The organism is Pseudomonas sp. ADAK7, assembly GCF_012935675.1.
Taxonomy (GTDB): domain Bacteria; phylum Pseudomonadota; class Gammaproteobacteria; order Pseudomonadales; family Pseudomonadaceae; genus Aquipseudomonas.
Genome location: NZ_CP052861.1, coordinates 2,375,318 through 2,395,891, shown reverse-complemented (window position 1 = coordinate 2,395,891; position 20,574 = coordinate 2,375,318). Strand labels below are relative to the sequence as shown.

At 60.1% G+C, this 20,574-nt stretch carries 29 protein-coding genes; 20 read left to right on the top strand and 9 right to left on the bottom strand.

All coding sequences use genetic code 11. The features are described from left to right. Positions 1-34: 34 nt before the first annotated feature. From HKK53_RS11120 to HKK53_RS11095, 6 genes are all read right to left on the bottom strand, one after another. On the bottom strand, positions 35-328 hold the full coding sequence (locus HKK53_RS11120) for a hypothetical protein (RefSeq protein ID WP_169370865.1): 294 nt from the start codon (positions 326-328) through the stop codon (positions 35-37). A 15-nt stretch (positions 329-343) separates the two neighbouring features. Next, positions 344-3,142, bottom strand: a complete 2,799-nt coding sequence (locus tag HKK53_RS11115; RefSeq protein WP_169370864.1) for a toprim domain-containing protein — start codon at positions 3,140-3,142, stop codon at positions 344-346. Between the two features lie 4 nt (positions 3,143-3,146). Then, positions 3,147-3,380 carry a hypothetical protein gene (locus HKK53_RS11110; RefSeq protein WP_169370863.1) on the bottom strand — a complete coding sequence of 78 codons (234 nt, stop codon included), beginning with the start codon at positions 3,378-3,380 and terminating at the stop codon, positions 3,147-3,149. Positions 3,381-3,452: 72 nt separating this feature from the next. Continuing rightward, positions 3,453-3,818, bottom strand: coding sequence for a hypothetical protein (locus HKK53_RS11105; RefSeq protein WP_169370862.1), 366 nt, complete (start codon positions 3,816-3,818; stop codon positions 3,453-3,455). Next, entirely contained in the window at positions 3,815-4,294 is a 480-nt protein-coding gene (locus tag HKK53_RS11100) for a YmfL family putative regulatory protein (RefSeq protein ID WP_169370861.1), read from the bottom strand. Before HKK53_RS11100 ends, HKK53_RS11105 begins: the two co-directional genes overlap by 4 nt. Positions 4,295-4,323: 29 nt before the next feature. After that, the gene (locus HKK53_RS11095) at positions 4,324-4,524 is read right to left on the bottom strand and encodes a DNA-binding protein (protein WP_169370860.1); all 201 of its coding nucleotides are present in this window, start codon (positions 4,522-4,524) and stop codon (positions 4,324-4,326) included. Positions 4,525-4,616: 92 nt separating this feature from the next. Between HKK53_RS11095 and HKK53_RS11090 the strand changes: the two genes are divergently transcribed. Both HKK53_RS11090 and HKK53_RS11085 read left to right on the top strand, forming a co-directional pair. After that, positions 4,617-4,964: a helix-turn-helix domain-containing protein gene (locus tag HKK53_RS11090; RefSeq protein ID WP_169374227.1), complete on the top strand. Its 348-nt coding sequence runs from the start codon at positions 4,617-4,619 to the stop codon at positions 4,962-4,964. Positions 4,965-5,065: 101 nt separating this feature from the next. Next, positions 5,066-5,251 (top strand): hypothetical protein, encoded by a 186-nt coding sequence (locus tag HKK53_RS11085; RefSeq protein ID WP_169370859.1) that lies wholly within the window; start codon positions 5,066-5,068, stop codon positions 5,249-5,251. A gap of 67 nt (positions 5,252-5,318) precedes the next feature. On the opposite strand, the gene HKK53_RS11080 is transcribed toward HKK53_RS11085, so the two are convergent. From HKK53_RS11080 to HKK53_RS11070, 3 genes are all read right to left on the bottom strand, one after another. Further along, on the bottom strand, positions 5,319-5,576 hold the full coding sequence (locus HKK53_RS11080; RefSeq protein ID WP_169370858.1) for an ogr/Delta-like zinc finger family protein: 258 nt from the start codon (positions 5,574-5,576) through the stop codon (positions 5,319-5,321). A gap of 65 nt (positions 5,577-5,641) precedes the next feature. Continuing rightward, on the bottom strand, positions 5,642-6,505 hold the full coding sequence (locus tag HKK53_RS11075; protein WP_336604973.1) for a phage portal protein: 864 nt from the start codon (positions 6,503-6,505) through the stop codon (positions 5,642-5,644). Then, a complete protein-coding gene (locus HKK53_RS11070; RefSeq protein WP_169370856.1) occupies positions 6,432-8,498 on the bottom strand; it encodes a terminase large subunit domain-containing protein in 2,067 nt (688 codons plus the stop codon). Before HKK53_RS11070 ends, HKK53_RS11075 begins: the two co-directional genes overlap by 74 nt. A gap of 163 nt (positions 8,499-8,661) precedes the next feature. Between HKK53_RS11070 and HKK53_RS11065 the strand changes: the two genes are divergently transcribed. From HKK53_RS11065 to HKK53_RS10985, 18 genes are all read left to right on the top strand, one after another. Next, positions 8,662-9,588 carry a GPO family capsid scaffolding protein gene (locus HKK53_RS11065; RefSeq protein WP_169370855.1) on the top strand — a complete coding sequence of 309 codons (927 nt, stop codon included), beginning with the start codon at positions 8,662-8,664 and terminating at the stop codon, positions 9,586-9,588. Continuing rightward, positions 9,589-10,611, top strand: a complete 1,023-nt coding sequence (locus HKK53_RS11060; protein WP_169370854.1) for a phage major capsid protein, P2 family — start codon at positions 9,589-9,591, stop codon at positions 10,609-10,611. Next, the gene (gpM, locus tag HKK53_RS11055) at positions 10,608-11,312 is read left to right on the top strand and encodes a phage terminase small subunit (protein WP_169370853.1); all 705 of its coding nucleotides are present in this window, start codon (positions 10,608-10,610) and stop codon (positions 11,310-11,312) included. The genes HKK53_RS11060 and gpM overlap by 4 nt, the downstream gene beginning before the upstream one ends. 100 nt (positions 11,313-11,412) lie before the next feature. Beyond that, on the top strand, positions 11,413-11,877 hold the full coding sequence (locus HKK53_RS11050) for a head completion/stabilization protein (RefSeq protein WP_169370852.1): 465 nt from the start codon (positions 11,413-11,415) through the stop codon (positions 11,875-11,877). Further along, entirely contained in the window at positions 11,874-12,323 is a 450-nt protein-coding gene (locus tag HKK53_RS11045; protein WP_169370851.1) for a phage tail protein, read from the top strand. Before HKK53_RS11050 ends, HKK53_RS11045 begins: the two co-directional genes overlap by 4 nt. Further along, positions 12,313-12,993 carry a virion morphogenesis protein gene (locus HKK53_RS11040; protein WP_169370850.1) on the top strand — a complete coding sequence of 227 codons (681 nt, stop codon included), beginning with the start codon at positions 12,313-12,315 and terminating at the stop codon, positions 12,991-12,993. The genes HKK53_RS11045 and HKK53_RS11040 overlap by 11 nt, the downstream gene beginning before the upstream one ends. Before the next feature lie 11 nt (positions 12,994-13,004). After that, a complete protein-coding gene (locus HKK53_RS11035) occupies positions 13,005-14,120 on the top strand; it encodes a DUF2586 domain-containing protein (protein ID WP_169370849.1) in 1,116 nt (371 codons plus the stop codon). Between the two features lie 6 nt (positions 14,121-14,126). Then, entirely contained in the window at positions 14,127-14,576 is a 450-nt protein-coding gene (locus HKK53_RS11030) for a phage protein (RefSeq protein ID WP_169370848.1), read from the top strand. Further along, entirely contained in the window at positions 14,576-14,785 is a 210-nt protein-coding gene (locus HKK53_RS11025; RefSeq protein ID WP_169370847.1) for a TraR/DksA family transcriptional regulator, read from the top strand. The genes HKK53_RS11030 and HKK53_RS11025 overlap by 1 nt, the downstream gene beginning before the upstream one ends. Then, positions 14,785-15,081 (top strand): hypothetical protein, encoded by a 297-nt coding sequence (locus HKK53_RS11020; protein ID WP_169370846.1) that lies wholly within the window; start codon positions 14,785-14,787, stop codon positions 15,079-15,081. Before HKK53_RS11025 ends, HKK53_RS11020 begins: the two co-directional genes overlap by 1 nt. Then, entirely contained in the window at positions 15,078-15,611 is a 534-nt protein-coding gene (locus tag HKK53_RS11015) for a lysozyme (protein WP_169370845.1), read from the top strand. The genes HKK53_RS11020 and HKK53_RS11015 overlap by 4 nt, the downstream gene beginning before the upstream one ends. After that, the gene (locus HKK53_RS11010) at positions 15,611-16,063 is read left to right on the top strand and encodes a lysis system i-spanin subunit Rz (RefSeq protein ID WP_169370844.1); all 453 of its coding nucleotides are present in this window, start codon (positions 15,611-15,613) and stop codon (positions 16,061-16,063) included. The genes HKK53_RS11015 and HKK53_RS11010 overlap by 1 nt, the downstream gene beginning before the upstream one ends. Before the next feature lie 50 nt (positions 16,064-16,113). Then, on the top strand, positions 16,114-16,404 hold the full coding sequence (locus HKK53_RS11005) for a putative phage tail assembly chaperone (RefSeq protein WP_169370843.1): 291 nt from the start codon (positions 16,114-16,116) through the stop codon (positions 16,402-16,404). 23 nt (positions 16,405-16,427) lie between these two features. Next, positions 16,428-16,568, top strand: coding sequence for a DUF6890 family protein (locus HKK53_RS32990; protein WP_442962282.1), 141 nt, complete (start codon positions 16,428-16,430; stop codon positions 16,566-16,568). Positions 16,569-16,576: 8 nt separating this feature from the next. Then, positions 16,577-18,562, top strand: coding sequence for a phage tail tape measure protein (locus HKK53_RS11000; protein WP_169370842.1), 1,986 nt, complete (start codon positions 16,577-16,579; stop codon positions 18,560-18,562). Beyond that, complete coding sequence (locus HKK53_RS10995; protein ID WP_169370841.1) at positions 18,559-18,876, top strand: DUF2590 family protein; 318 nt, start codon at positions 18,559-18,561, stop codon at positions 18,874-18,876. Before HKK53_RS11000 ends, HKK53_RS10995 begins: the two co-directional genes overlap by 4 nt. Next, the gene (locus HKK53_RS10990) at positions 18,873-20,048 is read left to right on the top strand and encodes a baseplate J/gp47 family protein (protein ID WP_169370840.1); all 1,176 of its coding nucleotides are present in this window, start codon (positions 18,873-18,875) and stop codon (positions 20,046-20,048) included. Before HKK53_RS10995 ends, HKK53_RS10990 begins: the two co-directional genes overlap by 4 nt. Continuing rightward, positions 20,045-20,569 (top strand): phage tail protein, encoded by a 525-nt coding sequence (locus HKK53_RS10985; protein WP_169370839.1) that lies wholly within the window; start codon positions 20,045-20,047, stop codon positions 20,567-20,569. Before HKK53_RS10990 ends, HKK53_RS10985 begins: the two co-directional genes overlap by 4 nt. The last annotated feature ends 5 nt before the right edge of the window (positions 20,570-20,574 follow it).

Genomic DNA, 20,574 nt, shown 5'->3' with positions numbered 1-20,574 from the left:
GAGCTGCAACTCCTCGGCACTGTTTCTTTTACGGTCAGTCCTTGCGGGCCAGGTGAATCACCAGGCCGTCAAAATTTGGCTCATGTTCAACACATGATTGCCATTCCAACACCCTCAAAATCTGTTGCCGGCTGCAGTCATCCACCAGGATTTCATGCTGGCCAGCGGCTACCCGAACTTCCAGAATCTGCAGCAAGCCATCCTCCCCATAAGCACCGGCCTGAATGATCGGCGCACTTTCTCCCGTGAAGTCCAGACGGTCCTGAACTGACTGGAGCTTGCTGGTATTGCCGTCGCCGGCACTGCCCATAAACACTTGGATTTGCATCGGTCTTGCTCTCCTTTACGCCTTGAATGTCCAGCACTTCACTGTTGTCGGCCGGGGTTGTGAAACGGGGTTGCGGTGGTTGAAGGCGGCGCGTACGGCGCTGTGCACGGCCTTGTTACTGTCGAGGAATTTGCGCGAGCGGGACTCTTTGAGCAGGTCGCGTAGCGTGGCCACGTCGGCCAGCTTCTGTTTGTGCTCGGCGGCACGCTCGCAGAATTCGTTGAGGTTGATGGCGATCACGGTGGGGTCGCTGCTGTGGTCGACCACCGGGTCTTCGCTCAAGGATTCGAGGTAGTCGTAGACCTCCCAAAACTCGGCCACGGCCGGGTGATCGGAGCTGATCGAGGCTTGGCGCTCGATGGCCATCCGCACGATCTGCCGCTGTGTGGCCGCGACTTGCGTATCACTCAGTTTCAACACCAGGCGCAGGCCATCCAGCAGCGAGAGCAGTTGTGCGTGGTTCTTGCTGATCCGCTCCACGCGGATGTAGCCGCGCAGGTCATAGCCGCAACTGCTGCAGTTGCCCTGATCACTCACATAGGCGGTGCTGCAGGCGAAGCAATGGGTGTGCAGGCGGCGCAGCTTTGCTTCGTGTTCAGGCATACGTTGAGCGAACAGATCGAGTACGGCGGATTCTTTGCCCACCGCTTTCAGCAGAAAATGACTGAGGGTGCCGCCGTTCAGTGCGTTGAGCTGATCAGCGGCAGCACGGCTTTCCGGTGTGACGGTCGGGCGTACAAAGTGCAGTTTGACGATGCGCGTCATGATCGCTTCGTGAGCCACCACGGCCGCGTTCTGGCTGATCGCGATCGTGCCGCGAAAGGGCGGTTCATACGTCTCGTTACCGGCGGTCTTGACGCCTTTGGTGGCCAGGGTGCCGCCGCCGTAGAAGTCTTTCAGTTCATCCCATTCGAAGGTCTTGGCGTGTGCCCGATCATCGCCGTGGCGATCGGCTTCCAGGAACACGACCGGCATGCCGGAAACCTGGCCCATCAGACGCGAGCGACCGGCCTTGGTCGACTTCATCGGGTCGAAACCTTCATAACCTTCGCGGCCCAGCAATTTCCACAGCAGGTTGAGCAGGGTGGTTTTGCCGGCACCGGCCTCACCGGTGGCTTCCAGGAAAGGGAAGGACTGGTAACGCGCGCGGATCTGTTCGCAGAACAGCGAGCCGAAGAAAAACACCAGCGCCACCAAGCCCTGGGCGCCGAAGCAGGTCCACAGCAACTTTACCCACTGCTCGTTGAAGTCTCTCCCGTCACGCTGCAGCTTGATCGGCACGCCTTTCTGCAGGGTTTTCAGGCGCAGCTTGCCGAACTCGAAATAGTCCTCGCTGTTGACCTTGTAGGTGGTCCCGTCCTTGATCGCGATATCGCCATAGACGTAGCAGGCGTATTCCTTGCTGTAGCCCACGTAGTCGATGGTCGACACGGTTTTGATGCCGAACAGTTGATCCTTCATGAGCTTGTCGAGCTGCTGACCACTGCCCGTAAACATCGCACCCGCTGCCATGCCGAGCAGGCGCTTTTTGAATTCGCTCGCGGCCGACAGGTGGCCACTGGTGAAGGTGTTTTTCACGCTTTCGGAGTCGTGTGGGAAGTCCACGCGCAGGTAGTACCAGGATTCGTCCGTGACTTCGTTGCGCTGAAAATACAGTGCTTGGGGGTAGCAATTGGCAATCTCCACGACGCTGCCGGACTGCTGCAACGCCTTTTCGCGCTGCTGCGCCTGGTTGAGCAACTGGTCGTCGTGATTCTCGCTGTCCTCGATGTCGGACATGGCCCGGTTGAATTTCTCCATGTCCAACTTGAACCAGTACAGTCGGCTGCCAAAGCCCAAGTGAAATTCCCCGCGCTTGTTCCAGTCGTACATGAGCAAGGCCTTTTCCGCTGCACTCTCTGCCAGCAGCAGGGCGCCTTGATGACGGGCGTGCTTGAGGTCGGTGGCGATCTGGTCGGCACGCTTGGCATCGTCCTGGATAAAGCTCCAGCGCTGATGGAGATCGTTCCAATCCGCCTTGCGGCCGTCGCGTTGCGGGATCTGTGCAGACTCACAGACGAAGCCCAGGGCACGGGCTTCGCGCACCCAGCGCCGGGTGTACGCGTTGGCGCTGGGCTCGTTATCCAGCGCCCACACCAGCTTGGGTAACTTCCCTCCCTCGCGGGTTTTCACCAATGCCTTGAGCGAGTCGCTGGGGAAGGCGTTGGACGACATGGCGGATACTGCCGCAATGTCGTTGTGCACCAGGGCGATGGCGTCAAAGATCCCTTCGACGATCCAGATTTCCTTGGCTTCTAGAAGGTCGACGCAGGGCGGGCACCACCACACGCCGCGATAACTGTCCTTGGACTTGAAGCGGGCCTTCATCTTGCCGAAGCGGTGCGGCTGATCGATCAGACGTTCCCACCAGCCGCCTTTTTCCAGGGCGAAGCGCACGGTGGCGCTGCCAGCGTTGTGTTCAGCGGAGTAGAACGTTTCCTGGGTGAACCAACCCTGGATCAGCTCAAACCGAAAGCCCCGGGCGAATTCCAAGTAGGCGCGTGCGGTGGCATTGGGCTGCTGGTCTGTGGCCGGCGCTCGCTTGCTCCAGTCTTCGAACAGATCGTCGTACAGTTCTTTCACGTGCAGGGTGTGGCCACACTTCTCAGGGCGACCACAAATCACCATCCATGGCGTATCAAACCGGGAATACAGCTCCTTCTTTTTGCACTTGGGGCAGGTGCCGCCGCGCATGTAGTCGGTGCCCGTGCGGTGCTTGAGCCCGAAGTCGGACTGGAGGCGTTGCAGCACGTCGTGGCGAAGATCTTCTTTCATGGGGTTACTTCACTGCTTTGAGGCTGTGGGACAGGGCTGCCATAAGGCGTTTTTGCGCAGCCATTACCGGGACATGGGCGAGGATCGCGCCGTGGCGCAGACCGTCCGTAACCAGGCGGAACTGGTCGGCATACCAGTGTTCGTTAAGGCTCAAGCGATACTGTTCACGCAGGTTGACCAGCAATGCTTCGGCCTCGGCCGGGGGCAATTGGGTGGTGACAATTAAGGCGTTTGCCATCGTTAAACCTCGATTTCGGGCGCAGCTCACCCAAACCCACGGCGGTGGGACAGGCGATTTATTGGGTGGGTATTACGAAGCGGTGACGCGGAAACGCCCGTTGTCCGGTGCGATCAGAATTCGTTCGTAGATCAGGCTGACCGGGATAGCCCAGGCGTTGCCGGTGGCGGTGTCGATGATGACGGTGTGGGTGGACGTGCTGCTGACAATGTCCAACCGCTGCCGATCGCTCACCGCTGACATTTCGCTGCTGGCCAGGTGTACCAATCGTTCGGCGTGCTGAGCCACGGCGTTGTAGTCCGCGACGAGGTGCTGCACCGCACGTTGGAACAGTTGCTGATCGTCGCCCAGGTGTTCGCACCGGTGCCGCTCAAGGAACGCGAAAGCCACGGCTTTGAGCATGTCTTGATACTCCTGAACTGCAGGCAGAATGTTCATTGACCTTTCCCCGGTTTGGCACGGTACAGGTCGATGGCTGCCAGCACTTCGGCGTGACGCGCGGCCATGTGGAGGTTGTGAGCGTTGAGGATGATTTCAGCTTCCTCTGCGTTGATCGAGCCGTCTTCCAGCGCTCGGGCAATGGCTTGGTCAACACAGCCGCGCTTGACGGAAACCTGAACTGATCGGGCATACAGTTCAACGTTATCCAGCGTTTCAGGGTCGGCGACCGGTACGAATAACCCGCCGTACATCTGCGCCACATAGTTCGGGAAGTAATAGGTGCCGCGCTCTTGTTCCAGCACGTAGACCTGAGCATCACTCAGAGGACTGCAACCGGCATTCTCATAGGCGTGGTTGTCGAACTTTTTGACTTTCATTCCCAAGCGAGCGGCTGCGCCTTCGCGTCCATCGGGGTAGCTGCGAATGATCTCTTGCATAGCTGCTTTGCGCGTCTCTAGAACGGGGCTTTTCATCTTCTACTTTTCCCTGTTGGTCAGTGCCGTTACTGTTCAATCACGCCGTCTTTGATGCCGAGTAGTACGGCGGCGCGATGTGCCTCCCCACGGCGACCTTTGATCCGACCGTTCAACAGGTCGCTGACTAAATTTTTGTTCAATCCGTGCTTTCGACTGAACTCCGCAATGCTGATCCCTCTGCGATTCAAACCCTCTCGGGCTTGCTCCGGCGTAACGGTGGCGGGCATAGTGCGCACTCTGTTCAATTGTGTTTGTTTGCGTTTGTCTGTGGTGATTCTTGGTCAAAAAATTGATCAAGTCAATGGTGGTGAATAAAAAAATGCTCATTGCGGATCGAGTAGGTGAACGCCTAAAGGAAGAGCGCGAGCGCTTAGGACTGACTCAAACAGAGTTCGGAGTGCTTTTAGGAGTTAGTCGAGGGACACAAAAAAATTATGAATTGGGAGCAAACTCGCTCGACCTCCGCTATGTGGCGGCCCTTGAGGAACGAGGCGTAGACGCAGCTTTTGTGCTGACTGGGCGGCGTTCCACACCGCTTGGTCAATTGCTTACCGCTGCCGAAGAGGAATTGATCAATCAGTTCAGAAGTATTTCGGATGATGATCAAAAAGCTATTCGTCGCTTTCTCAAAGCGATGGCCGACGATGCGGCTAAAACAACGAATTAACTTGTAACAATGCTTGTGGAGCATTTGTCGTATTCCCCCGTTGTAGCTATTTCAAGCCCCGATATCGTCGATTCAGCAATGCATTTTATGGAGTAGTACGCATGTTGGATCGCACGAACACTGAACACCTTTGCGCTGATACCGATGATTTTGACTGGCTTGGTCTTACCCAAATCGAGCGTCGTTTGATTCGCCTATACCGGCGATTGAGTGTGGAGGAACAAATCCACCTTCGTCGGGTTTCCGAGGTTTTGGCTGTTCACCCTGAAGAACTAGAGCACTGCTGATTTTTCAGTCATCGAAAGCACGTCTGATGTAACGGATCGCCGACATCATGAGTCGGCGATTTGCGCTTCACGCCACTGCCTGTGCACCCAGCTGCTCGAACAGCTCCCGCTGTTTCGCCCTGGGCAAGTCGCGCAAATGGTCGAACAACATCCTTTCGAATGACTGAGCCGACGGACTCAGCGTGTGCGAAAACGTCAGATTCGCCACCCAGGTGTGCCCGCATTTCGCATCCAGGCACTGGCAGTACAACTTCGCAAACTCCGTAGAAAGCTTTTCTCTCGAAGCAATCCTGCCTCTGTGTCCGCACTTGCATTCAACTCGCATTGTGTCCCTCCCCAGGGCAGCCAATTGCCACCAGTTTGCCACAAGATGTAGTGGCAATCTCTTTACTAGGCGCTAGGTTCAGGCAAATCAACTGCTTCTGGTTGTTTCTTCCAGGTAAATCGCCTGTCTTCGCGAAGCGTGTCATTCAGCTGGTTGAACAGCTGACAGATCGGCCGAATTTCGTTGCTGGTGTACACACGATCGATCTTCTCGATGTCGCCGAAGCCCCCACTGTTTTCCGGGATGATGCCGGCCAGCGCCGGGTTCATGCGCCAAGCTGCAATCACGTCGTTGCGGGTAATGTTCTTCACCTTTTCCAGTTCATCTTTCGCCTGAAAATCCCCCACGGGAATGATCTGGATCGCGTCCTTTGCACCACCTGGGATGTTGACGAACATCGAGCGGAAGTTACCCACACCTTTACTGGCGGTGATCTGGGCCTTCAGCTCGTCCTCGTCGTCTTCGCTCAGGTTCGGGTCATTGGTGTAGAAGATGTAACCCGCATGGGCGCCGTTGCTGTAGTAGCGCCGGCGGAACAGTGTGGCCGCTTCGTTGAGTAGCAGCGCCTGCATGCCGCCCAGGTAGTCGGGGACGCCGTATATGTTTTGTTCCACGTCGTAGTTCATGACGTGCTCGATCTCGTCCTGGTCGAACTCCACTTCTTTGCCGTCCGGCAGCAGCATCACAAAACCACCGTCCACTTTGACCCGCATATTGATCGTCGGCAGATGCTCCATTTCCAGCACCTGGCCGAAGGCATTGCGGTTGCGCAGGAAATACGCCTCGCCAAACACCATAAAGTCGAGTCCGGCACGGCTCATAGTCGTGGTCGAGCAGCCCTCCGAGGGGATGAACTCACGCAGCAACAGGTTGCGCTTGAACCCGGGAATGGCGCCGTGGTGTGCGTTGGCGCGCAGCAACTTGGCCAGCCCCTGGCGCGACACCGGCGGCGTGTAAATCCGGCCGTCGTGCGTGGCGAACACGCCCAGGTACTGCCCGATGTTTTCGCTCAGCACCTGTTCGGGTGCGCCGAATGAAAACATCCGTGCTCGCCCGGGAGCTGCGGTTGCCGGTGTTTGCTGTCGTTTTTTTCGCGCCATTGTTTGCTGATCCAGTCAGGGAGTAGCGGCTTCGCCGCTGCTTGTTGGTGTTGAGGGGTTCATGGGCCAGGGCGTGCATGATTGCCCAGGCAATGTCGGCGTGGCCCGACGCATCGGTACGGGACGCGCTGTAGGTCACCTGACCGCCGCCGGTGGTGCCGCGCTTGATCGTCAGGAACGCCTGAGCGATATCGTTCCAGCCGGCGTCCCATTCGATACGGCTACCCTGGATCGTGTCCTGCGCCTTGAGGACCAGGGTGTTTTTCGTTTCCAGGCTGTAGTGAATCGAGGTCGCTCGCGGATAGAAGTCGCGCACCAGGTCGAACACGCCGTAACCGATGCCGGTGGTATCGATGCCGATGTGCTGCACGTTGAAACGCTCGGTGAGCTTCTTGACCTGCTCGGCCTGGTACTTGAACGACTGCCCACGCCAGCTGTGTTTTTCCAGGATGCGGAACTTGGCGCCGTCCTCGAGCGGCGGGGCGATGACCACGCAACTGGCGTCGTCGCGGGTGCGGCTGGGGTCGTAACCGATCCAGACGGGGCTGTTGCCGAACGGGCGTGGGTCGTCCGGGTCGTAGTCGGTCCATAGCGACAGGTCGGAGTAGCACCGCTCCAGGTCGACCAGCGAGAACGCGCTCTGCGTGCTGTCGATAAATTTGCACATGAACAGCTGCTGGAACTTGTCTTCGTCGTACTCCAGCTGCAACTGCTCGAGGTCGAACAGATCACAGCCGCCGGCGATGGCATCCAGGATGGTGATGACCTTGCGCCATTGCCCGTCCGGGCACAGCGAACCAGCCGCCGCCTGGGCTTCGCTGGGCCATGGGTCTTTGGCGTTCTTGCGTTTGCTGTTGCGGAATTTCTCGCCGGTCCAGAACGGATAGGCCTGGTGCGACACGGCGCTGGGCGTGGAAAAGTAGGTCTTGCGCCACTTCTTGTGGGTCGCCATGGCACTGGCGACGGTGTTCAGTTTTTCGAAGTCGCGGATCCAGAAATATTCGTCAACGTAGACGTGGCCATGATGACCTTGGGCGGTGCTGCTGTTGGTGCTGAGAAAGCGCAGCTCAGCCCAGGGCTTGCCGTTTTTGCTCAGCACAATCGGATTGCCGGTCAACTCCAGGCCGAACCACTCCTGGGCAAATGACACGATGTAGCTGCGGAAAATCTCGGACTGGGCGCGACTGGCCGACAGGAAAATCTGGTTGTCACCGGTGAGCACGGCGTCCATGAACGCTTCGCCGGCGAAGTAGTAGGTCAGGCCTACCTGGCGGCTTTTGAGGATGTTTCGGATCCGGCTCGTCAGCGGGTTTTGCTTCGCCGCAAACAGCTCTTTCTGATAGCCGTACATCTTGCTGATGAACTTGTCGAGAAAGTCCACTTCCGTGAGATCGCCGACTTCGTTCTTGGATTTCTTCTCGCGCTTCTTCCCGCTTTTGTCGCTGCGATCGCCTCGGTCCCGGCGGTCACCGCGTTGATTTTCTCGGCGCTGGCCATCGTCCGCCGGCGGCTCTCCGATCGGCGCCGGCGCCGGTTTCGCCGACTGCTTTAACAGCCGTTCGCGGACGGTGGTCAACCGGTCGAGTTCGTCCAGATCGCCTTTGGACAGCGATGTGGTTTTGTCCAGGAGCAGGGTGATTCGCCGACCTATGGCGGTCAGCGGTTCCTCGTCCGACAGAATGTCGTCCCATTCGCCCTGACGGATCCAGTAGTAAATGATCCGGATGTTGGGCAGGGACAATTGCGCCTGAATTTCACGCGGCTTGCAGCGGCGTAGATAGAGGCGTTTCGCGGCTTCTTTAAGTTCGGGGGCGTATGGCATGCGCCGCAGTCTATGCGGCGAAAACACGTTAAACGCGGCGTTAAATTCCGCCATCCTCCTGAATCGTGAAAATAGGAGAAACGCAAAAGCAAAGCGTTTGTTTGGGCGCTTTCGGCTCCCTATCGTGGCGGCTCAAACCACCGATTGAGCGCAGTTAACGCCCATGCCCCGTTCACTTGTTTCGCTATGGAAACGTGTCGCCACCAGCGGCACCACCGCCGATGGTCGCGAGATCCTTCCCCAGGAACTGCGTGATGTCGCCGAGACCTACAAACCGTCGAAGTACACGGCAGTCATCTGGAGCGAACACGAACGCTGGATGGGCTCACACGGCACTGTCTACGCCGTGCGCCTGGTGGAAGAAGGCGAGGATCTTGAGCCTGGTCAAATTGCCCTGGAGGCGCAGCTCAAGCCCAACGATAAGTTGCTGTCGCTGAATGACCAGGGTGAAAAGCTGTTCACCAGCATCGAAGTCACCCCCAACTTTGCAGGCTCGGGCAAGGCGTATTTGACCGGACTGGCCGTCACCGACTCCCCGGCCAGTCTGGGTACCCAGGAACTCTACTTCTCCCACAAGACCAGTCAGGCGGCGTACTTCGCCGCCTCGGTCGAGCTTGGCCCCCTGATGGAGGCTGAGCCTAAAGGCGATCTTGGCAAGCTGGCTGCGATGGTCACCAGCCTGTTCAAGCGCTTCGGCCTTGAAGAACCCCCCGCAGCACCTTCGCAACCCCAAACAGAGAGCAAACCCCCAATGGATGAAGCTACAGCCAAAGCGCTGGCGGCACTGGTCGAACAGTTGCTGCTCGTCTCTGCCGGCATTCAAACCCTGATCGAGCCTGTAACTGCTGACGTAGAGGTTGAGCAGGAACCGATCGACTCCGTCGAAACCTCCGTTCAGGACATTCTCGACACCGCCGACGAAGAGCGCGAATTCTCCCGCCGCCGTAAAGGCGTCTCCAGCAACAAGGCGTTGGCTGTGGCCGTTGCCAATCTGGACAAGAAATTCTCCGCGTTGCTGGACACACCTAAGGGCCGGCAGGTTCCGCGCACCACCGGTGCGTCTCACAGCCAAAAGCGGAGAACCTTGTAAATGGGCTCTCTTAGCAGTCACGCCCAGGAACAGTTCGCCCTCATGCAGGACGACCTGGCCGAGACGTACAACGTCCAGGACGCGTCCCGCCAGTTCGCCGTCGAGCCGAGCATTGCCCAGGAGCTGAACGACAAGATCACCGAAAAATCCGACTTTCTGAGTCGCATCAACGTGGTTCCGGTCAGCGAAATCAAAGGTCAGAAGGTCATGATCGGCGTGACTGGCCCTGTGTCCAGCCGCACCAACACCAAAACCACCGATCGCGAAGCCAAGGATTTCAGCGACCTGTCCGGCCTGGACTATGAGCTGTTCCATACGGAATCCGACGTGGGCCTGTCGTTCGCCAAGATCGACAGCTGGGCCAAGTTCCCCGACTTTGCCGATCGCTACAGCGCGGCCGTGCAACGTCAGATCGCCCTGGACCGAATCATGATCGGCTGGCACGGCACCCATGCGGCGCCTCAAACCGACATCGTCGCGCACCCGATGCTGGAGGACGTGAACAAAGGCTGGCTGCAAATCGCTCGCGAGCAGATCCCGGCCCAGGTACTCAAGGAAGGCAAAGCCGCTGGAAAAATCACCCTCGGCGCCGGCGGCGACTACGCCAACCTTGACGCCCTGGTGCATGACGTCAAGCAGATGATTGACCCGGTGTTCCGTGATGCCGGCGACCTGATCGCGATCATCGGCAGCGACCTGCTGGCCAGCGATAAGGGCAAGCTGTACGCCAAGCAAGGCGACACCCCAACCGAGAAAGAGCGCATTGAAGGCGCCCAGGTCATTGCCACCTATGGCGGCTTGCCGTCCTTCGTGATTCCGCACTTCCCAGCCACCGGCGTGGTGGTCACCAGTTGGGACAACCTCTCGCTGTACTTCCAGGACAGCAGCTGGCGCCGCCACCTGATCGAGAACCCGAAGCGCTCCCGCGTTGAAGATTACAACGGCCGTAACGAAGGCTACGTGATTGAGCAACTGGAGAAATTCGCGGCCATCGAAGCCGGCAACCTGGAGCTGCTGCCGTGAGCATCGCCCTGGCCCACAAACGCCGCGTGCTCGCATTAGGCCCGGCGGCGGCAGCAGCGGCCGAGCCCTACAGCTCCAGCACTGCCCTGGCCAGCCCAGCCAATGCGCAAAAGCACCTCAAGCTGATGGAAGGCGCGCTGGCGATCGATCTGGCTCGGCTCAGCGACATGAACAACCTCGCCGGCCGTCAGCAACTCAAGCGCGACGAACTGCTGCCCAAATACATGGACTACGTCGAGCGCTACCGCGATTCCGGGCTGAATCACCCGAACCTGGTGCTGGTGCAGGTCATGGTCTGGCTGTTCGACACCGAGCAGTTCGAACTGGGCCTTGAAGTGGCGATGTTCGCCATCGAGCAAGGCCAATCGATGCCGGAGCGCTTCAAGCGTGACATCCCGACCTTCGTCGGCGATGCGGTGATTGAGTGGGCCGACAACGAGCAGAAGTGCGGACGCAGTCCCGAGCCGTACCTGAGCGACATGCTGCCGTTTGTGGACGGTGAGTGGGATCTGACCGAACAAATCCCGGCCAAGTACCACAAGTTGATTGGCATCCGCGCCATGGATGCCAAGGACTGGAAAAAGGCGATCAGCCACTTTGAACGCGCTACTGAGCTGTACGCCAGCATCGGTGTGGATACGCGCCTGAAAGGGGCTCGCAAGGCCTTGGAAAAACAACTGGCTGAACCAGCCGCCGAATAACCCGACTACCCCCCCCCGGCGAGAAACTGTGGATGTGAGCCAACCATTTATGGCCTGACCCACTGAAACAGTTTTCCCGCCCCTATTTGAGTGGCCAGCAATGAGCAGCTTTTCCGGGAAACCCACGACCTTTGTGGAACAGGCGATCGAGAACGACGGCTTTTGGCCGAACCTCTCCGTGGCTGAGTTTCAGAAGGGTTATCGCCTGCCGGCGGAGTACCTGGTGGACATGCTGGTCACAGATTTGAACACCGCGATGATCGAGGTCAATCGCGATCTGGCCAAGCGCAAAGGCCAATGGCAGAACGCGGGCATCACCTGCGTGGAATCTGCCGACCCTATGGTGCTGCCCGAGCGCACATTTCACACAGCGACGTACAAGCGCGCCGTGTATTGCCGTGCCAAGGCCAGTTTGCTGACCCAGTTCGCCACCGTGAACCGTCGAGAAAGCGCGGAAAACACCGGCAAGGAAGCGCCCGAGCGTGGCGAAACGTTCCTGGAGTTCAGCCAGCAGGCCGTTCGTTCGTTGCAAGGCCGTGGCCGCATCACGGCGGCGCTGTTATGACCAAGCTGCAAGAGCTGACCCGCTACTTGTTGGAACGCCAGCTGGTGCCCGCCGAGCAGCTGGATAGCTGGACCGAACAGGTCACGCTCGAACTCTTCTGGAAGCCTGGCGTGGACGGCATGCACATGGCTGACATGCGTTATCGCGCCGCCATCGTGCTGGAGCGCTTCGCCGACCACCCGGGGCGGCTGATGGCCCTGGTGGGCAGCTGGCTGGAAAACAACGATCCGGACCGCGATCGGTACGAACTGCCGGCGCCGCTGTTCGCCGTCGAGATGCTGGACAACGACCTGGCCGACGTGGACATCACCCTGGAGTTCGTCGAGCCGCAGTACCTGGCCGAAGACCCGGCGGGTGAGATCGAGGCCTTCGGCAAGACCTGGGCTTTCGTCCCGTTCGATCTGTGGATTGCAGAACACGGCGAGGTCGGCAGCGGTGACCGCTAATCCGTGCGACCTCGATGTCAGGGGCTTGCTCAACGTTGACGCCCAGCTGGCGTTGCTTGAGCTGCCGCCCAAGCTGCGCCGCCGTCTGCTGAACAACGTGACCAAGCGTGTGCGCTCGATGAGTCGCAAGCGGGTACGTGAGCAGAAGAACCTGGACGGGTCGGACTTCGCCGAGCGCAAGGGGCCAGCCAAGGGCAAAAAGAAGATGGAAGCCGGCCTGGCCAAGCTGCTGCAAGTCACGCGGGTCAGTGCAGACGAAGCGGAACTGGGCTGGAAAAACGCGCTGACCCGATGGGTCGCCACACAGCAACACAACGGCGCCACCGAGCGGCGTACGGCGGCGCAGATGAAGCGCTGGAACACCGTGGCGCCGGGTATCGCCTGCACAGACAAGCAAGCCAAGCGCCTGCGCCTGCTGGGATTCCGTATCCGGCAGAAGGGCAAAAAGACGCTAACCAGGCCGTCGGTAGCGTGGATTCAACAACACGTGAACTACGCCAAGGCCGGTCTGCTGATCCGCATTTTGAATGATGAAAAATCCGAGACATCAGGCGCGCAAAGCTGGGACATCACCCTGCCACCGCGTCAGTTCCTCGGCGTGGGGAGCGGCAACGAAACCCGCGAACTGATTAACCAGGTCTTTCAACAAATCCTAACTTCACCCCGCTAACGAGGCACTGCATGGCACTCGGTCAAGTCACCGTCGACAATCTCAATCTGGGCCAGGGTGCCGTGACAGAGATTGAGCGTTATTTCCTTTTTATTGGTCCCGCAACAAAGAACGTCGGCCAGTTCATCCCGCTGAACACCGACAGCGACCTGGACACAGCCTTGGGCGTTCCTGCCAGCGATCTGAAAACCCAAATCACTGCCGCCCGCCTCAACGGTGGCCAGCGCTGGGCCTGTGTAGCGGCTCCGATCGGCGCCGATGGCAACTGGTCCGACGCACTGGAAAAAGCCCAGCATTCGGGGTATTCGGTCGAAGCGGTGGTGATTACCAAACCGGTAGCTACAGCCGCCGAGCTGTCGGCGATGCACGACGCCGCCATTGCGTTGAACAACACCTACGGGCGCCGCCTCTTCATCATGGCAGCCGTTGCCGGCATTACCGTGCAGCAGACCTGGGCGCAGTACGTGAGCGAGCAAAAGGCGCTGGTGGCCGGGCTGGCAGCGCCGCGCGTCCTTCCGGTACCGCAACTGCACGGCAATGACCTGGGCGTGCTCGCCGGTCGCTTGGCGAATGCGGCTGTGAGCATTGCCGACAGCCCAATGCGCGTTGCCACCGGTGCCGTGCTGGGCCTTGGGCCGGTGCCCGTCGATGCCGACAAAATCCCGCTGCCATCCGCTGTACGCGCCGAGCTGGACCGGGCGCGGTTCTCCGTGTCGCAGACCTATCCCGATTACCCAGGCGTGTACTGGGGCGACGGCAACATGCTGGACGCCCCGGGCAGTGACTTCCAGGTCGTTGAATACCTGCGCATCACCGACAAGGCGGCGCGCCAGGTCCGTGTGCTGCTGATCCGTCGTGTGGCTGATCGCCGCTTGAACAACACGCCCAACAGCATGGCGGTCAACACCAACCAACTGATGGCGCCCCTGCGTGCCATGGCCAAGTCCACCACCTTTAACGGTGAAGTGTTCCCAGGCGACATCGAGCCGCCGAAAGACGGCGACCTGGTGCTGAGCTGGCTCAGCAAAACCAAGGTCGTGGCTTACATCAAGCTCAAACCCCTCAACTGCCCGAAAGACCTCCAGGCGAACATCGCCCTGGATCTTTCCACCGACAAAACGGAGTAACGCCCCATGGCAAAGATTGGCGGCAAGAACTTTGACGTGAGCCTGGGCGACCTGTCGCTGCACGTCGAGAGCTGCACCCTGGACATCACCGACAACTCGGCCGTGGCGCAAACCCGGGGCGTGCCGGATGGCTACGTCGAAGGTGATGTCGCCGCTGCCGGCGAATTCGAACTCGACACCAGCAACTTTCGACTGCTGATCGACGCTGCTCGATCTGCCGGCAGCTTCCGCGAGCTGAAACCGTTTGACGTGGTGTTCTTCGCCAAGGCCGGCGACGACGAACTGCGTGTGGAAGCGTTCGGCTGCAAGGTGAAGATTTCCAGCCTGCTGGGCATCGATCCCAAGGGCGGCGAAAAGACCAAGCACAAGGTGCCGTATGAGGTCACCAGCCCGGATTTCGTCCGCATCAACGGCGTGCCGTACCTGGCCGCTACCGAGATCGAGGGGCTGCGCTAATGGTGGATTGGTTCGACCGCGCCCAGGAACTGGAACAACGCCAGCGTGACCAGGCGATCAAGGCCCAGTTGCAGCAGCCACGGCCGGTCGGGCCAAGCCTGACCCATTGCCAGGACTGCGACAAAGAGATCCCGCCGGCGCGCCAGGCGCTGGGCGGCATCACGCGATGCGTCCCGTGCCAGACCGGCCATGAACAGAGTAAGCGTTGATGACGACTGAAGCCGCACGCCTCGGATCGCTGGAACAGAAATTTGCCGTTTTCGAACACCGGCTGGGTGAACTGGAAGACCGGCACGAAACGGTGCCAACCCGCGTCACCAAGCTGGAGCAGGGTTTCGAACACATGGCGCGCCAGTTGTCGGAACTCAACGTCGGCCAGCAGACGCTGACCGTGGCGGTGAACGACATCGGGGCGAAGGTCGGCCGGTTGCTGACCATCCTGACGCTGGTCGGTGCCGTGCTGCAAATGGCCGTGCCGGCACTTCTGCGCGTGTGGTTCCCATGAGCCTGCGCGGCAAGATCCAAGCCGGTGCGATCGCGCTGGCCAGCGCTTCGCTGGTGGCGTTCCTCGGCACCTGGGAAGGCCAGGGTCAGAACGTCGTTTACGCGGACAAGTTGGCCCGTGGGCTGCCGACCGTGTGCCTGGGCATCACCCGTTACACCAGCCCGTTTCCTGTCGTGGTCGGTGACTACTGGTCTGCCGCTCGATGCGATGAGGTCGAGCAACTGGTGATCCAGAAAGGACAACTGCAGCTCGCTGATTGCATCACCAATCAACAGGTGGGGCAGAACACCTTCGACGCCTTGAGCAGCCATTCCCACAACGTCGGCGTGCCCAGTACCTGCGCCAGTCGGGCCGTGGGCCTGATCAACGCCGGGCGCATCGCCGAGGGCTGCAAGGCGATTGCCTGGGCGGCGGACGGCAAGACACCCGTGTGGGCCTTCGTCACCAATGCCCAGGGCGAAAAGGTGTTCGTCCGGGGCCTGCATGCGCGGCGTTTGGCGGAAGCGGATCTGTGCAAGGCGGGCTTGTGATGCCGCGTGATGTCTTGTTTTTCCTGGTGGTGTGCCTGGTGGCCTGGTTCGCTTTTGACCTGTTGGAAGGTCAACGCGACACCGCCCGCCGCGAACGCGACAGCGCGTTGTTCGAAGTGAACGGCCTGCGTGAAGCGGCCCGAATCAGCGGCGAGAGGCTGGCCGATCGGGACGCTATCGATCTTGAACGGACTACGGAACTGAACCATGCACTTTCTGAAAACGAAGGCCTGCGCCGCGCTGTTGGCAATGGCGATCAGCGGTTGTGGATCAAAGCCACCTGTCCCGCCGCAGTGCCCACCAACGCCGGCGCCGGCAGCCTGGCTGATGCAGGCACCGCCGAACTCGCAACAGACGCTCGATCTGATTATTTCACCCTCAGAGATCAGCTTGCCCTGAGCAAGCAAATGATCCTGGGCTTGCAGCAACACGTCCTCAAGGTCTGCCGGTAACCGGTGCACCAGGACAACCTTTTTTCCAACCTCAACAAGAGAGACACCGCATGAACGAGCAAAACGCAGAAATCACCCTGGAAGTCGGCGAACTGGAATTCACCTTCACCCTGACCCCGGCGGACGTCACCAAGTACTTCAACGCCATTACCACGACCAACAAGGTCGCCCCGGGCAACAACCTGCTGATGACCACCGTCAAGCAGGAAGAAAAAGCCACCTTGAAACCGCTGCTGGGCAACCCAGTGATGGTGATGCAGCTCGCCGGCGCATTGCTTGAAGAGTACGGCCCGAAGGTCGAGGTGATCGTAAAAAAGCGCTCGGCCACGCTGAGCGCCTGACCGAAAACGGACTGGGCCAGCTCGTGGCCCTGACGAACCGCTGGCTACCTGGCGCCGAGCCCACCGTTGAAGCGATGGGCACGGCCAAATGGCTGGAGGACGAATTCTGGAGACGTACGGAAATCGCCGTGGCTAACGGCATCTCCCTTGCGATGAACGGGTAACGACGACTGTGGCAGACCAAAGCGCCCGCCTGGCTTTCATCTTGAGCCTGACCGACAAGGTCACCGCGCCCCTGGGCAAGGTAAAGGCGGGTTTTTCCGACCTGGCCGAGCAGAGCGAGGCAAACATCAAGACGATGGGCCTTGGCCTGGCGGGCGTGACGGCGGCCGTGGTCGGGATTCAGCAATCCCTGGAACCGGCGTTGGAGGTCAATCGCGCCCTGGGCGACGTCCGATCTCTGGGCGTGGCCGAAGACGCGTTGACCGCGCTCAACAGCAAGTCGCTGGAATTCGCGGTGAACTACGGCGAGAACGCCAAGGATTTTGTGGCCTCGGCGTACCTGATCGAGGGCGCGATCAAGGGCCTGGCCGGCAACCAGCTGGCTGTCTTTACCAACACCAGCAACCTGCTGGCCAAGGCCACCAAGTCCGACGCCGAGACGATGGGTGAATACGTCGGCACACTCTACAACCTGCAAAAATCCCAGGCCGATGCCATGGGCAAGGGCGCGTGGGTCGAAAAACTCGGCGGGCAGACGGCCCTGGCGGTGCAGCTGTTCCGCACCAGCGGCGCCGCGATGAAAGACGCGTTCAAGGAAGCCGGCGCGATCGCCACCACGGCCGGGGTAGACCTGGCCGAACAGATGGCGGTGATCGGCACCCTGAGCAGCACCATGGAAGGTGGCGACGCCGGCGGACGCTATAAGGCGTTTTTCGAGAACGTCGGCGCCGCCTCGGAAAAGCTCGGCATGCAGTTCACCGACTCGCAGGGCAAGCTGCTGCCGATGACGTCGATTCTGGACAAGCTCCAGGACAAGTTCGGCGATCTGACCAGTGCGGTTGCCAGCGCCAAGCTGGTGGAAGCCTTCGGCGGCGAAGGCGCCCAGGTGATTGGAGCGCTGGCCAAGGACACCGGGCGCCTGCGCAACGGCCTCGAGCAGTTGGGCAGAGTGCGCGGGCTGGAGAAGGCCGAACAGATGGCCCAGGCAATGGTCGATCCGTGGCAGCAATGGGCGTCCCTGGTCGACGTCATGCGCGTGGTGTTCGGCCAGGTGCTGATTCCGGTGCTGACGCCGTTCATGAACAAGATGGTCGATATCGGCAAAACCCTGGTGCGGTGGTCGCAGCTGTTCCCCAACATCACCCGCGTGATCGGCATCACCACACTGACCATCTTGGTGATTATCGGCGCCATGTCCTTGCTCACGCTGGTGGTGGGGATTGCCCGGACCACCTGGCTTGCCCTGGTGACCGTCTGGAAAGTTGTGCAGATGCTGAACCTGCGCACCGCCGCGACCTTCATTTTGCAGAAGCTGGCCATCCTGGCCTATGTCGCTGTGATCGGAATCCTGAGCACTGGCCTGGCGATCATTCGTGGCGCGATGCTGCTGTGGCAGGGCGCCATCTGGCTGGTCAACTTTGCCCTGACTGCCAACCCGATCGGTGTGGTCGTGATGGGCATCGCGGTGCTGGTCGCCCTGGTGATCGCCGCCGCTTACTACTGGGACGAGTGGACCTCGGCCTTGATGAACACCGCCGCTTTTCAGTGGGTCGCGGAAAAGTTCGAAGCGTTTTCGAAGTGGTTCAGCTCCATGGGCGGTTGGTCCGACATGGCCCGGGCCGCGTGGGACAGCATTGTCAGCGTCTTTCACAAGGCCGTTAACGGGTTGATTGAGCTGATGAACAGCATTCCCGGCGTGAACATCGAAGCGCGCTTCGGCGGCATGCCCGAGGTGCCCGGGATCGATGCCGCGAACGGTGCAGCCGACACCGCCAACGCCGCGCAGAAAGCCCAGCAGACCATCAACGCCGCGATCCCCAGCCTTTCGCCAACCGGCCCGTCAGCGGTGCCGCCTGGTGGTCTGCTGACCAAAATACAGAACACCAACAGCAGCCAGAACAAGGGCGTGCACGTGGAAAACATCACCATTCAAAACAGCAAACCGATGAACCCCCTGGAGATGGAAAACATGGTGTCCATGGCGGTGGGCGGGTGAGCGAATACGTGGACCTGTTGATCGTCGGCAACGATCTGGCCCTGGACCCGTCGCGTCAGCCGCGGCTGATCGATGACCGTGCCTGCATCGCCCAGGACATCGCGCACATGATCCGCGACAGCGGGCTGCTGGTCACGCTGGTGGCCGAGCGCGATCGCCTGCGTCAGCGCGACTGCATCCAGCAGATGGAACTGCTGGTGGAGGACGACGTGCGCCTGGTGCCGGGAACGGCCCGCATCACCCCGCAGGAACCAGGCACGTACCTGGTCACCGCCAAAACCCTGAAATTCGGTTCGATTGAGGTAAGTCTGTGAGCGAGGTTGATTTTAAAAAGGTGATCGCCGACGCCGGCATCCCGACCACCGAAGCCGGTTTGAAAGCCGCCTGGGAAAAGGAAGTCGAAGCCCAAGGCGCCAAGGTGGCCAACACCAGCAGCTATTCGCCGTTCTGGCGGGTGATGACGGCCCTGGTGACCAAGCCGGTGCTGTGGCTGCTCGATTTCCTGTGCATGACCGTGCTGCCGAACTTCTTTGTGAAAACGGCAGTGGACGCCTGGTTGGACATGCTGGCCTGGGCGGTCAACGTCGAGCGCAAGGGCGCCACGAAAGCCCAGGGAAAATTGCTGTTTACCCGGGCGACACCGGACGGCGTCATGGAGCTGAAACAGGGCATCGTCGTGCAGTCTGCCGCGATCAACGGCAACGTCTATCAACTGATCTCTACAGCCGCCGTGATCTTTCAGCAGGGTCAGTTGCAGTTGGAAGTCCCGGTGGAAGCGATCGAGGCCGGCAGCGGCTTCAACCTGGCCCCGGGTTACTACGCGATCCTGCCGGTGCCCGTGCCTGGCATTGTCCAGGTGGTGAACGGTGACGGCTGGCTGGAATCACCTGGTGCGGATCCCGAGCCCAACGATCAGCTGCGTTTGCGTGTGCGCAACCAGTTCTCGGCCGTGAACCAGTGGCACACCGACGCGGTGTATCGCGCGATGATTTCCGCCTTCCCGGGCGTGCGCCCCGATGGCGTGTATTTCGAACATGGCGCCCCCCGGGGCCCAGGCAGCGCGAACGCCTTTGTGCTGTTCGATGCTGGGGTGCCGGCAGCCAGTTACCTGGAGCAAATCAACGCGCATATTCGCGACCAGGGCAACCATGGCCACGGCGACGACCTGCTGGCCATGGTCATGCCGGAAACGCAGGCCAACATCCTGGTCAACGTCTGGCCGTTTGCCAACCTGACACCGGCTCAAGTCGCCGACCTCAAGCATGAAATCGAGTTGTTTGTGCGCGCCGCGTTCCGTGAAAGCACGTCCCGGGACTATCAGCCGACGCTGACTTATCCACAGTCGCGATTCAGCTTCAGCCGTCTGACGGAAGAACTGCACCAGCGGTTCGCCGGCATCGAGGCCGTCAAGTTCACGCCGATGGTGGACATCGTCAGCGGGCTGTCGATTCCCCGGCTCCAGAACCTGACGGTGACGATCAAATGATCAAGCTCAAATTGCCGTTCTGGCTCGCCGGTACCGAGCTGTCAAAGTTGGTCGCGGCTGCCCAGGCCTGGTGGGAAACCGTCACCGGCTGGCTGCGCTGGCCTTACTCGCAGATCGACCCCGACAACTGCCACATGAGCATCCTGGAGCTGTGGGCCTGGCAGCGCGACGTGACGCGCTTTAAAGACGAGCCCGAGGCCCTGTTTCGGCTGCGCGTGAAATACGCCTTCATCAACTCCGTGGACGCGGGCAGCACCGCCGGCATGAAACGGATTTTCGAGCGCTTGGGCGTGGGTTACGTCGAGATCGAGGAGCGCCAGCCCGATCGGGACTGGGACGTCGTGCTGCTCAAATTCAGCAACGCGCAACTGTCGCTCAACCCCGAACTGTTGCGCGTGCTTATCCAGCAATACGGCCGGACGTGCCGGCGTTATGACTTCGTGACCATCACCCCCGTGGCGTTGCAAATCGCCCTTATCGACTTTAACGACGATCAGCAAACGCTGGTCGCCAGCCTGTAGGAGCG